This window comes from Pseudomonas sp. RIT-To-2, assembly GCF_029623465.1.
Taxonomy (GTDB): Bacteria; Pseudomonadota; Gammaproteobacteria; order Pseudomonadales; family Pseudomonadaceae; genus Aquipseudomonas; species Aquipseudomonas silvicola.
Genome location: NZ_JAPYKM010000048.1, coordinates 25213 through 36631 on the forward strand (window position 1 = coordinate 25213; position 11419 = coordinate 36631).

General features: G+C 58.4%; 20 protein-coding genes and 1 tRNA gene. 8 read left to right on the forward strand and 13 right to left on the reverse strand.

The genetic code is table 11. The features are described 5' to 3' along the window. Window positions 1-58: 58 nt before the first annotated feature. From QBK88_RS27975 to QBK88_RS28035, 13 genes are all read right to left on the reverse strand, one after another. A tRNA-Met gene (locus QBK88_RS27975) sits at window positions 59-135 on the reverse strand. Window positions 136-179: 44 nt separating this feature from the next. Beyond that, on the reverse strand, window positions 180-449 hold the full coding sequence (locus QBK88_RS27980) for a hypothetical protein (protein ID WP_277964609.1): 270 nt from the start codon (window positions 447-449) through the stop codon (window positions 180-182). Window positions 450-603: 154 nt separating this feature from the next. Further along, window positions 604-1215 (reverse strand): hypothetical protein, encoded by a 612-nt coding sequence (locus QBK88_RS27985; RefSeq protein WP_277964610.1) that lies wholly within the window; start codon window positions 1213-1215, stop codon window positions 604-606. Continuing rightward, the gene (locus tag QBK88_RS27990) at window positions 1208-2605 is read right to left on the reverse strand and encodes a replicative DNA helicase (protein WP_277964611.1); all 1398 of its coding nucleotides are present in this window, start codon (window positions 2603-2605) and stop codon (window positions 1208-1210) included. Before QBK88_RS27990 ends, QBK88_RS27985 begins: the two co-directional genes overlap by 8 nt. Next, window positions 2602-3420 (reverse strand): ATP-binding protein, encoded by an 819-nt coding sequence (locus QBK88_RS27995; protein WP_277964612.1) that lies wholly within the window; start codon window positions 3418-3420, stop codon window positions 2602-2604. Before QBK88_RS27995 ends, QBK88_RS27990 begins: the two co-directional genes overlap by 4 nt. After that, window positions 3401-4174, reverse strand: coding sequence for a hypothetical protein (locus tag QBK88_RS28000; RefSeq protein ID WP_277964613.1), 774 nt, complete (start codon window positions 4172-4174; stop codon window positions 3401-3403). Before QBK88_RS28000 ends, QBK88_RS27995 begins: the two co-directional genes overlap by 20 nt. Then, window positions 4171-4767: a hypothetical protein gene (locus tag QBK88_RS28005; RefSeq protein ID WP_277964614.1), complete on the reverse strand. Its 597-nt coding sequence runs from the start codon at window positions 4765-4767 to the stop codon at window positions 4171-4173. The genes QBK88_RS28000 and QBK88_RS28005 overlap by 4 nt, the downstream gene beginning before the upstream one ends. Next, a complete protein-coding gene (locus tag QBK88_RS28010) occupies window positions 4764-5075 on the reverse strand; it encodes a hypothetical protein (protein ID WP_277964615.1) in 312 nt (103 codons plus the stop codon). The genes QBK88_RS28005 and QBK88_RS28010 overlap by 4 nt, the downstream gene beginning before the upstream one ends. Beyond that, window positions 5072-5896 carry an ORF6N domain-containing protein gene (locus QBK88_RS28015; RefSeq protein ID WP_277964616.1) on the reverse strand — a complete coding sequence of 275 codons (825 nt, stop codon included), beginning with the start codon at window positions 5894-5896 and terminating at the stop codon, window positions 5072-5074. The genes QBK88_RS28010 and QBK88_RS28015 overlap by 4 nt, the downstream gene beginning before the upstream one ends. Further along, window positions 5893-6195 carry a hypothetical protein gene (locus tag QBK88_RS28020; protein WP_277964617.1) on the reverse strand — a complete coding sequence of 101 codons (303 nt, stop codon included), beginning with the start codon at window positions 6193-6195 and terminating at the stop codon, window positions 5893-5895. Before QBK88_RS28020 ends, QBK88_RS28015 begins: the two co-directional genes overlap by 4 nt. Next, the gene (locus tag QBK88_RS28025) at window positions 6192-6455 is read right to left on the reverse strand and encodes a hypothetical protein (RefSeq protein ID WP_277964618.1); all 264 of its coding nucleotides are present in this window, start codon (window positions 6453-6455) and stop codon (window positions 6192-6194) included. The genes QBK88_RS28020 and QBK88_RS28025 overlap by 4 nt, the downstream gene beginning before the upstream one ends. Continuing rightward, window positions 6452-6778 carry a hypothetical protein gene (locus tag QBK88_RS28030; RefSeq protein WP_277964619.1) on the reverse strand — a complete coding sequence of 109 codons (327 nt, stop codon included), beginning with the start codon at window positions 6776-6778 and terminating at the stop codon, window positions 6452-6454. Before QBK88_RS28030 ends, QBK88_RS28025 begins: the two co-directional genes overlap by 4 nt. Window positions 6779-6923: 145 nt before the next feature. Continuing rightward, a complete protein-coding gene (locus QBK88_RS28035; RefSeq protein WP_445765017.1) occupies window positions 6924-7223 on the reverse strand; it encodes a transcriptional regulator in 300 nt (99 codons plus the stop codon). A gap of 87 nt (window positions 7224-7310) precedes the next feature. Between QBK88_RS28035 and QBK88_RS28040 the strand changes: the two genes are divergently transcribed. The 8 genes from QBK88_RS28040 to QBK88_RS28075 all read left to right on the forward strand — a co-directional run bounded on the left by QBK88_RS28040 (window position 7311) and on the right by QBK88_RS28075 (window position 11364). After that, window positions 7311-8111 (forward strand): S24 family peptidase, encoded by an 801-nt coding sequence (locus tag QBK88_RS28040; protein WP_277964620.1) that lies wholly within the window; start codon window positions 7311-7313, stop codon window positions 8109-8111. Between the two features lie 161 nt (window positions 8112-8272). Next, on the forward strand, window positions 8273-8581 hold the full coding sequence (locus QBK88_RS28045; protein WP_277964621.1) for a LuxR C-terminal-related transcriptional regulator: 309 nt from the start codon (window positions 8273-8275) through the stop codon (window positions 8579-8581). Window positions 8582-8707: 126 nt separating this feature from the next. Then, complete coding sequence (locus QBK88_RS28050; protein ID WP_277964622.1) at window positions 8708-8896, forward strand: carbon storage regulator; 189 nt, start codon at window positions 8708-8710, stop codon at window positions 8894-8896. After that, a complete protein-coding gene (locus tag QBK88_RS28055) occupies window positions 8889-9125 on the forward strand; it encodes an Arc family DNA-binding protein (RefSeq protein WP_277964623.1) in 237 nt (78 codons plus the stop codon). The genes QBK88_RS28050 and QBK88_RS28055 overlap by 8 nt, the downstream gene beginning before the upstream one ends. A gap of 64 nt (window positions 9126-9189) precedes the next feature. Further along, window positions 9190-9339 carry a hypothetical protein gene (locus tag QBK88_RS28060; protein WP_277964624.1) on the forward strand — a complete coding sequence of 50 codons (150 nt, stop codon included), beginning with the start codon at window positions 9190-9192 and terminating at the stop codon, window positions 9337-9339. 2 nt (window positions 9340-9341) lie between these two features. Beyond that, window positions 9342-9641, forward strand: a complete 300-nt coding sequence (locus tag QBK88_RS28065) for a hypothetical protein (RefSeq protein ID WP_277964625.1) — start codon at window positions 9342-9344, stop codon at window positions 9639-9641. Next, window positions 9625-10026: a hypothetical protein gene (locus tag QBK88_RS28070; protein WP_277964626.1), complete on the forward strand. Its 402-nt coding sequence runs from the start codon at window positions 9625-9627 to the stop codon at window positions 10024-10026. Before QBK88_RS28065 ends, QBK88_RS28070 begins: the two co-directional genes overlap by 17 nt. A gap of 153 nt (window positions 10027-10179) precedes the next feature. After that, window positions 10180-11364, forward strand: coding sequence for a tyrosine-type recombinase/integrase (locus QBK88_RS28075; protein ID WP_277964627.1), 1185 nt, complete (start codon window positions 10180-10182; stop codon window positions 11362-11364). Window positions 11365-11419 lie beyond the last annotated feature (55 nt).

Below are 11419 nucleotides of genomic sequence, written 5' to 3' on the forward strand. Positions count from 1 at the left end.
TTTTGCCTGGCGATGTCCGAGGATGCTTTGTCCTCGGACCATTCGCTTGCGGCGTATTTGGTTGCGGGGGCTGGAGTTGAACCAGCGACCTTTGGGTTATGAGCCCAACAAGCTACCAGGCTGCTCCACCCCGCAAAAACAAAAAACCCAGCGCGGGGGCTGGGCTTTTGCATTTTTTATCAGTTGCTGGCCTCAATGTAGTCGTGGCCAGCCCAAGTTATCTGGACATTTTCCTCGTCGTGATCAGAGGAGGTCACTGTTACAAAGCCAGCACTCAACAAGAGGTTTAGATGGTAGCTCAATGCATCATACAAACCCGCCGGATTTTGATTCGGATAAGTCTCTGCAAATACCGCAAGAATTTCACTGCGATATAGCCCTCCGCCCAATTCGTCCTCTCGAACAATGAATTCTAGTATTTCTTTAGCGAAAAATTTATTCCTTTTCATGCTGCTCCCTCTGCATCGTGTTAAAAACCTGCAGGAGATTAGAGCAAATCGCATGCACAAAAAAGCCCGACTCAATGGCCGGGCTTTCTGTCGATCCCCTTAACGCGCAGAGATCAATTGATGTGTAGCAATTTCGCTCATTTGCTCACTACTGTCAACCCACCTCATCAAGCAATTGCTCCCTGTCCAGAATCTCCGTGACATGGACCACTGCGGCCTCCTCCATCGCCGCCAAGCACTTGTGAATCCCAAGGCGCCAGCGCCCACGGGTCGAGTCTGGCCGGGCTTCCGTGTCCCAAGTATTGATGTCGTAAAACTCGTCAGGCAGCACAGCAACGTCGGTGGATCGCTTGCCCTGCTTGCCCTTCATCTTCGGGATGAACCACACCGTCGTCGCCTTGTAGACGAACAGAGCGGGCGCCGGCGAGCTGATGCGCGGGATCGTCCGCGAGATCGCCCCTACCCGGTTGCCTTTGGCGGTTGAGTACTTGCCAACCAGAATGTCCCAGTGCGCCGGGCTCAGCTCCCGGTGCAGGAGCGCGTGCAGGCAGCAGTCGTAATCGAACTGGTCGCGGGCAGACAGCAGCGCCCTGAAGCCTCCGGTACTCGCGCCGGAATCGATCAGCTTTTGCCAGCTTTGCTTGGTCGAGTTGTCGATGCTGTCGGCCGCCAGCACCCGGACGATTGCTGACATGACGCCTCGATAGATGCCCGGGCTGTAGCTATCCATGGATTTAGCCAGTTCGGCGCTTGCTTGATTACCCATTGTTCTTTCTCCCCCTGGCACGATCAGCGAAGGACCGGCCCTGCTCGACCTCCTCCCAGCTGGGCTCGCGGCCTGCAAAATTGACGAAACGGGCGTACTGCCCCTGGCGTTGAACGAGGCACGACCCGGGCGGCGCCTGCCGGCCCTTGTCGAGGATCAGCTCAGTGACGCCCTGCTGCCCGGCTTCCGATTCGGGATCGTGGTGCACAAGGATCACCGCATCGGCGTCCTGCTCGATCTGGCCGGAGTCGCGCAGGTCACTGGACTTGGGCTTTTTGTCCGGCCGGGCTGCCGGGTTCCGATTGAGCTGCGCCAGCACCAACACTGGAATGCCCAGCTCTTTCGCTAAATTTTTCATGGCGATCGACACCTTGGCCACAGCGTCGGCGCGGTTCTGCGACTTCGCATCCGTGCCCACCAGCCCCAGGTAATCGACCATCAAGATGTCGAGGCCCCTCTCCCGCTGGAGTCGGCGCGCCTCCATGCGAATGGAAGCCATGGTCATGCCCGGGGTGTCGTTGAGGTAAAACTCGGCGCCGTTGATCTGGCTGGCCGCCAGGCCAATCCGGTTCCACTCGTCCTGCTCTAGGCACTTCACCTCCTCCATGCGGCGCAAGTCGATACCGCCTTGGGAGGCGATGGTGCGAATGGTCAGTTCCTCCTCGCCCATCTCCAGGGAGATGATCAGGCCCACCCCGCGCCCACGGATCGCCACATGGTTGACGATCTGCAGGCCGAGCATCGTCTTGCCGCTGGCAGGCCGGCCGGCGATCACCACCATGCTCTTGGGCCGCAGGAAGCCGATCAGCTTATCCAGGTCGACCAGCCCCGTGGACAGCTTCGGCGGCGCCTTGTCGTTCAGCACGTTGTCCATGTTGTCCAGCACCACTGGGATCACGTCGGCCATGCGCTTGTACCCGGCCTTGCCGGCCGCCTGCAGATCGCGCAGGTCAGCCATGGCCTGCTGGGCCTCGGCGATGATCTGCGGCGCCGGCGCGCCCTCGGCGACCTGGTGGGCGGCCAGTCGGCCAATGTCGATGATCTTGCGCAGCACTGCCCACTCTCTCACGTGGCGGGCATACACCATCGCGTTCGCCGTCGACGGCACGTTGTCGCTGATGGTCGCCGCGTATACCAGGGTCAGGTCCCCGCTGGGTAGCAAGCGCTGGACAGCAGACACAGTGACTGGGTCCACAGGCATCCCCTGCGCCAGGCAATCGCTGATCGCATCAAACAGCGCGGCGTTGTCCAGGTGGTAGAAATCCGCCGAAGTTACCTGGCCGACGATGTCGTCAACCAGTGCCTGATTGCCGCCCAGTGAGGCCAGCATGATCGCACCGAGGACACCATGCTCTGCCTCGGGCAGGTACAACTCTCGTTCCTGGCTCATGCGCTCGCCCTCGCCGAGGCCCAGGTGAACCCCACCGCCTTACCGCCACCCTGGCGCAGCCGGTCAACAGCACGCTCGCCGATGTAGGTTTTCAGATCGTCCACCAACAGGTTCGAGACCACCACCGTTGGCAAGATCAGCTGGTACCGGCGATCGATCACCTCATGCACCAGCCCCAGCTCGTAGTCGCTGCCACGCTGGGCACCAACCTCGTCGATGACCAGCAGGTCGGCGTCCGCCAGTTCGTTGATCACGTCACGCTCGTTGTAGGTCGCGGCCTTGGCCATCGTGCCCTTCGCCACGCGGACGATCTCCGCCACGGGCACCACCAGGGCCTTGACGCCGTACTGCCGGATCGCTGCCTGGGCGATCCCCGAGGCGAGGTGCGTCTTCCCGGTGCCCACACCACCCGCCAGGATCAGCGAGCGGCCGGCCAAGAAGTTCTCCTCGAAATGGTCGACATAAGCCCGGCAAGTCCTCAGCGCCTTCTCCTTCTGCGCATCGCCACCGGTGACGAACGTGTCCAGCGTGCTGCTACGGAAGCGAGGTGTGATGCCAGAACCCACCAGTAGGATGTTCAGGCGTTCGGCGCTCCTGCGCGATTTCTCGGCCTTGTGGGCAAGGCTATCGGTAGGCGCAGTGTTCAACGCCGCCCACTTGCAGCTTGGGCAGCCGTTGGGCAGCCAGGTGCCGTCGAACTGCTCGACCTGGACGTTGATAAACGGAGCGTGCCCAGCGTGAGGGCAGTTCTCCCGCAAGGCCTCACGGTCATCGATGCGAGGCGCCGGGCTGAAGTTAGAAGTTTGCTTGGCCATTTGGCGCCTCCTGGTACATATCGGCGGTGTGCTGGGGCAGGTTGTTATAGGCGCTGGCCTTGGCCGGGCCCGGCGTCAGCTCGTCCTCCCAGCGCTTGCCGTTCAGCCAGGTGGCAGCGTGCGGGATGTATTGGCCACCGCTCTTGAGCCAGTCGAGACTGTTGGTTTGTTTGGCTAGGGCCTGGGCGATCACAGCGAACAGGTCTGGGGTGACCTTCAGCTTGTTCCAGGCCTTTTCTGCTGCCGCCTTGCTCGCCTTTCGTGGATACAGCTTCCAGAACAAGTCAAAAGGGATCGTCTGCGCGCGAGCGCTGGAGTCAGTGCTTGTTGGATTTTTCAGTACTTGCTTATCCTCAATACTTACTAGTGTCGGATTAGCCGGATGCGGTTCGACCGGATGCGGTACAGCCGGATACGGTGAAGCCGGAAGCGGTGAAGCCGGAAGCGGTGACTCAGACACCACATAGGTGACCTCGCCAAGTACGCCACCATCGCCGCGCGGTTGCTCGCGGCGGACGTAGCCCGCCTTGATGAGCTCGTCTAGCAGACCGTAGATACCATCACGACCGGTTGGCTTTACCGATTGCGCAGTCTCCCCGCGCAGGTGCGCCGGAGAGACCTTCCAGTGGTCAGGCTTACCTAACAAAAACACCAGAACCCCGCGTGCAGCCCAACTCAAGCGCCGGTCCTCGCTGATCGATTTGCTCAACAGGTAGAAATTCCCCTCCGGGCGAGGGGCTCGAATGATGCTCATTGCAACGTCTCCGAGCCTGGAGCATTGGCTACCGGGTTCTCGCCGGCGGGCATCGACGCCACGCCGCCAGACAGCCGTTCGATCAGGACGGTGAGCGCGCCCAGGGCATCAAGAGAGTGCGCCCGAGCAAGATCCAGTTCGATCAGCCGCGGGCAGTTCGCCTTGATATGTTCGTGCGAGCGATGGACATAGTTGAACCCGACTTGGGCCAGATCAGCAGTTGGAACCACCCGGAAGGCCTCGGCTGGGAGAGGTTGTATCGCAGGGGGCCTTATCGGAATAGGCAGGGACGTGAGTTCAACCCCATCCATAAGACACTGCCGCTGATGCGCAAGGTGATCGGCGGAAACGCTCTGCACGTCATGCCCCGTCCTGCGCCTGAACATCACCGCCAAAGCCATGCACGCCTCCACCAGGCCAACGTGCGTGTCATCACGCAGGTGAATCTCGCCACCCTCCTCAATCACCTCTACCGCATCCGCCAGACTCTCGAATGCCGTCAGCATGAGCGCGGCGTCATCGAACCGCTCGAAGAAATCCTCGTTGATGACTTCAACGGCCGGCGCCTTTGGAAAATCGATCACTTTGCTCATTGCGCACGCTCCAGGCGCTCAACCAAGCTGCGCAACTTGCGTTTGAGTTTGATGGTGAGGGCACGCTGATCAAACCAACGGCTATAGGCCGCTTGGGTGAACTCCACCACCCCGCGATACGCCGGATCTTCGAAGTCGAAGCGCGTGCGCTCGCCATTCCCTGGGCGGCCGTGTGCCCGGAAATAGGTGGCGTACATCGCACTCAGTTCGCGCTTCAGGGAGTTGCGCAAGATCTCGGCGTGCTGGAAGGAAACGGCTGCCTCGGCGATTTGCCCCATGAGTTGTTCGTAGGTGATTTTCTTACTCACAGGGACTTCTCCGGGTTGAATTTTTCGTAAAAGAACTGGCCGTCCCACGTTTTCTTCATGGGTAGCTTTTCAGCGATGTAAAGGTCAAACAGCTTCTTGGTGCCCCCCTCAAGCATCACCGGGGCGTAGCGGATGAAGCTGGTAACCCCTTCACCGCTCACCTTGAACGGCTTCTCAGTGAGCCAGTGCTTGTCGCGCGCCATGGCATAAACCCGGTATTTTGGAGAGTACTCAGGGTTGCTTTCGGAGTTGTAGATCCACTTGAGCTCAAGCAGGTAGGAGTTGATTTGCTGGGAGTTGACCCCGTTCAGGCGCTTGGCAAACTGCGTCGGCGTCTCGCCGGGCATGAACAGGTGCTCGAGCGCCTCGATCTTCTTGGCCTGCTGTTGGTTTTCCAGGGCAAGCACGGCCTTCTCCTCCGCCAGATCAGCGGCGAGGCGAAGCGCGGTGGGCAGGTCCTGTGGCAGAACTGGAGCCGTAGCCGGCCGGAAGTACTGCTCCACAAGCTGTTCCTGAACATCCCACGCCAGATCGTCGTTGAGACTTTTGACCAGAAGCAGGTAGCCGCGCTCGGTGACCAGAACCCCGCGAGGGGCGCGAGAGCTGAAAACATCAACAGGCAGCTCGGTACGGATTTCGTCCCTACTTACCTCAAAGCAGTGCCGGCCTTCAATGAAGCGATCCCGGTGCTCGCCAAAATTACGCTTAGCCGTACCTTCAGGCCGCCCATGCACCTGGTCGATCATGGCCAAGGTGACTACGCGCTGGCCGCGGTACTCGACGATTGGCATGATGGTGTTGTGGATCGTGATCAGATTCATTGGCCGCCCTCCACTTTTGCGCCACGAACTGGAAGGCTCGTGTTTTGTGGCGCGCGCGGTTGGCCAAACGCCTCATCAGTGCGTTTTTCCAGGCTCTCGCGCTCCACATCAAGGCAGTTATGCCAGTCGTCGGCGTTGTAGATCGCCATCTCGGCAACATTGGCGTACTGCTTGTTGGGCTCGTGTTCGTCCAAACGATCCCGCAGCACAACCAGTACCGACCGAAGCCAGTCAATGTGCTGCATCGCACACGCGATCTGGAACGTGGCGTCTTCGGCAATGCGCTTCTGTTCACTCATGCCACACCCCCTGCGTCGACGGCAGCGTGAGATGCGTAGACCAGCGCCAATGCATTCTCGGCAGCGAAGAAGATCAATGTCGCTTCGTTCGAGCATTCAGGCGTACTCATGAGGCTGCGCAGGCCGGCTACTACTGCCTCGAGGTGATCAGTAGCAGCCTCCAGCGCATCGTGAACTGGCACGCCACCAGCGGCCGAGAGCACAGCGCAGGGACCACGGACACAAAATTCATGCTCCAGAGTCAAAAGTTTGTTGGTCATTTGGCACCGCCTTGAGCGCCTTGGCGCTGATCTTCCAGGCTTTGGCGGGCAGACCGGTTCAGCGTGGAAACCACATCAGCCAGAAAGCCCAAGGCGCGGACCTCTGCGCAGTAGGCGATTTCGCCATTGTTGATGCAGTCGTCCAAGCGTCCGCAGAGCTGCCTGATCCCCTCGGCCAATTCGTGCGCAAGGCGGAGACCCTCAATCAGATCCTGGCCATCGCTGATACACAGCAAGGTGCTGTCCAGACCGCCAAAGCTGAAGGCAGAAAGCTGAGGTAGTTGCGCTACTGGGGTGGTAATGGTATTTTCTGAGTGCGACATAGTTTCGTCTCCTACAGACGATGAAGTACGAACCACTCACTGCGAATGAGTGGGATGTAGAAGCCCGGCCTGCGAAGCCGGGTTTTTTATTGCCTGGAGAAAAGTCAGCCAGACAACAAAAACTGCAAGAAAGGTTTATTCATGCCTACGCCCTCAGATCACTGGATGAATTCACAGAGCCATCAGACCCAGATGCCAGGACGCGAATATTGATGGATGATTCACCTACCTTGTGGCGAGCTTCGACCTGGGCTAGCAGAGGGCACAGGGAGGCAGCGGTGACAGCCCCATCAGTCATCAGCTCGGCAAGAAACGCCTTTTCCGGGCTGATCTTCTGAGAGCCAGAAAGCCAGTAGGAAATGGTGGCTTGCGATACCCCCAAAGCTTTCGCAGTGAGGGACTGGGTGCCGAAGTGCTTGATAAGCACAGTGATAGCTTTAGACACAAAAGAAGCCTCTGATAAGCCTTTTTATATGAAGGCATAGAAGCAGGCTTCTTTGCAACCCCATAAGTATTTTTATAGGATCTGCGGATGAAACTATCAGACCGCATCAAAGCCGCTCGGAAGCACGCCAACCTGACCCAGAGCGAGCTAGCCGAGCGGGTGGGGATTGCTCAGACAGCAATCAGCCAACTCGAGTCGGGTAAGACCCAGCGATCGTCGTATCTGCTGCAAATCGCCGAGGCATGCGGCGTATCAGCCATGTGGCTCGCCACTGACTTGGGCGGAATGCTGTCCTCTCCCGAACAGCAGGCCTTCTACGCAGAAGGAAAAAAGCAGTGGGAGGAGTTTGAGGCCGGGTATGCACAAGCAATGGCGGACCAGGAGCAGGAGGAAGCCGCCGACCTAGGCATCGGCGCAGTTCCAATCAGCGCCTGGGATGACGAAACCCCGCTTGACGATGATGAAGTTGAAATCCCATTCCTTCGGGAAGTTGAGCTATCCGCAGGGAGCGGCCGTACCGTGATCGAGCAGAGCACTACCGCAAAGCTGCGGTTCGGAAAACGGTCCCTTCGGGCTCACAACGTACAGTTTGACCAGGCCGTTTGCGTGATTGTCTCCGGGAACTCAATGGAGCCGGTGCTCCCCAATGGGAGCACGGTGGGAATCAATACAGGTCAGCGGCAAATCGTGGACGGCAAGATGTATGCACTTAAGCATGACGGCCAGTTACGAGTGAAGATTCTCTATCGCCTGCCCGGTGGAGGTGTGCGTATGCGGAGCTTCAACACTGCGGAGCATCCTGACGAGAGCTACACCTTGGAACAGATGGCGGAGAACTCACTGGAAGTCATAGGTCGCGTGTTTTGGGGAGCATCATTCTTCTCGTGATTCTTGCAGCGTCAAGCAGCAGCCCGGCATTGCCGGGCTTTTTTGTGCCCATTTTTCGGTTGGCAGAAGCGGCGCGACCATTGATATAAAAATACTGCTTGTGCATTTTTATCAATCTGCTTATATTTTCTTCATCGCAACAATTCACGGAGGGAGTTTTTATGTGCGAACTGATTAATTTTGGCGGCCTCCAGGGGCTCACTGGCCTGCTGGCACCGCAAGAGCTACGCGCTGCGCTGGGTATTTGCTCGGGCCTGGCGAACAAAGAGATCGCACGAGAAATGGACTGCTCACCCGCAACCGTCAAGAAGTCCGTCGAGCGTGCATTCTTCAAGCTCAACGTCACTAATCGTGCCTCATTGGTCGCCGAAGCCTTTCGTCTTGGCCTGATTGCCTTCGCCGGCAGCATGATGCCTGCACCCCAACGCCAGCAGGATGAAGACCATCACCAAGGCGTGCTGCTGGCGTAAGCAGCGGCGTGGGCCTGGTCGCGGGCGCAGTCCGGTGATGTAACCACCACCTTTTCAACATTTTTGCGAAAGCCAACAACGCGGCCGGGCACCGGCTTGCCTAAAAACATCTGCAAGGAGTTCCAAATGCTGATCCTCACCCGCAAAGCCGGGCAGCAAATTCATATCGGCGACGACATCATCGTCCGCGTCATCGCTATCAAAGGGACCATCGTCCAGATCGGGGTCCAGGCACAGAGCGATATCGCCGTCGATCGTGATGAGGTGCGTACCGCAAAGCTCAAGGACCGCGTAAAGGAACGTCCTGATGATTAATCAATCCGTCCAAAACCACAGAAACGAAAAGTTTATTGTCCGCATGCCCTTTGGTCTTCGCGATCAAGTGGAGGCCTACGCCTCCATCACGTACACAAGTATGAACACAGTGTTCATCCGCGCCGTTGAGCAATATTTAGACAAGCAAAAACGAATGGACCTTCTGCTGGACGCTTTAGCCTTTGCCGCAAGCTATACAAATGTGGAGGTCCGCCATGCCGGCGTTTGACTTGTCCCGGCAACGGAGCATTCCAACTCTGTGCCCCCAGCCTAACGGCCCACGGGGTCTTCGCTTGATTCTGCTGTGGCAACTGCTGCAGCAGCCCAGCACAACTTTCGGAGAAGTCATGACCCTCTCCGCCGCCTGCGGCATCGACGCCCGCCAAGTGCTGGCCGACCACTTTTCAGCGTCGGCAGTGAACGTCGGCAGACTGGAGGCGTAAGCATGAAGTCTATCGCCACACGCACCAACGTCACGACCTGCAAAGCCACGGTTCCGGATCGCGAAATTACTGAGGCCCAGTGCAAGATCCTGGCAGAGCAGCAGGGGCTCATCCTAGATAGCGCCAGCGGGCGCTATCGGGGCTACCACAAGTCGGAGGACTCCTCAACCGGCTACAGGCACAGCTGGCAGATCAAGGTGACCGTCGATCACTCGCTCGAGGCCGGCCACCGCCAGTGTGAAGTAACGCATGAAACCCACATAGCTCAAGGTTTGGAGGGTGGCCATGGGCAATATCGCTAACCAGGCCCTGGCCAAGGCCCGCGCCAGCCTCACGCCCAAGAAATCACTGCGTCGGCCTGCACCACGGGTCGAGAAGGTCGCCACGCCGCCCGAGAGCGCCGTTGGCGTTCGACAGGAGATTACCGGCCCGATCAACAAGGTGATGTACCGCGAGGGACGCGCCTGGGCGCTTGACCTGGTGAAATCACTGCGGGCCAGCCCGGTCGACATCGTAATCGAGCGCCTATCCGGCGCAGCAGTAGGACGGCCCGGCAGCTACGCCAGCGGTATCAACTCGGTGATCGCCGCGCTTCTACAGGCACACACGCCAGATCTGGCGATTGCAGAAAACCTGACGCGTCATAGGAGTGACCATGGCAGCAGCAGAAAAACTGCCCGGGGATGACGGGCACGACAAGGTAACGGAAAAGCGGATGGCCGAGCTTGTAGGGACCACCGCCAGGGCTCTCCAGCGTAAGCGAGAGCGAAAGGTAATCCCGCCCGGCGTATGGATGAAGATCGACGGCCGGATCATCTACAGCAAACGGAGATACGACGAATGGATAGAAAGCCTGTGGACCTGCCGTCAGGGGTGGAGCTTGTCGGGCGATCAATCCGAATTCGCTTCACCTGGAACAAGAAGCGGTGCTGCGAAACGCTCGCCCTCCCTCAAACCCCGAAAGGGATCGCAGCAGCAGCGAGCCTACGTTCTCAAGTGAAGGGACTGGACAAGCTCGGCGCTCTCACTCCCGAGAAGTATGCCGAGCTGTTCCCTCGTAGCCGCAACGTCACTGCTCACGCCGTACCGATCTTCTTCGACTACGCCCAGGACTGGCTCGATAGCCTTCAAATCGTCGAGGGCACCCGGGTGGGTTATCGAACCGCCCTCCAGATTTACTGGATTCCCTATCTGGCGTCGATGCCCATGGACGCTATTACATCGGTCCACCTACGCAAGGTGGTGAACGATATTCAGTGGCCGTCGCTCAGCCGCCGGAAAGGCGTATTGGGAGTGCTCACAACAATCTTCGACCAGGCAGTGGCCGACGAGATCATCGTACGCAATCCGGTGCTCTCGATACCTGGCGCCAAAGTGCCGAAGCGAGAAATCGACCCCTTCACCATGGAGGAGGCCATTTTGATGATCGACAAATTGTACGAAGTGACGAGCGGGCTGCAGCAGATTTACGCCTGCTACTTTGAATTTTGTTTTTACACAGGGATGCGCCCAGGGGAGGTTCTGGCTCTGCGCTGGAGCGAAGTTGATGCCCGAACAAAGTCAGTCAACGTCTGCAGAATCATGATCAAGGGCGTGATCAAAGAGAGGACCAAAACGAAAACCACTCGTAAGGTTTTATTGAACGATCGCGCATTGCACGCACTCGAAAAAGCCAGACCGCTCACCGCGGCGCGCTCAGATTATGTTTTCGCGCCGAAGGGATCAGGTGAGAAGTCGGAGCTGTTTATACGTTCCGAGACAGGTCAGAAACGTTACTGGCTCAGCGCATTGCGGAAGTTGGGTATACGACACCGCAGGATGTACGACACGCGCCACACGTACGCAACGATGTGCCTAATGGCCGGCATGAACCCGGCATTCATCGCCGCGCAACTTGGGCACAGCGTGCAGGTACTGCTCTCCACTTATGCCAAGTGGATCAGCTCCCCGAATGACTGGGCAGAGTTGGACAAGCTCAAGAGCATGGTGAGTGGTACAAAAGTGGTACGAGCAAAAAGCCAGTGACGCCAAATGTGCCGAAAACAGTAGGGTTTCAACTACATGTGCGGATTAGCAGGTG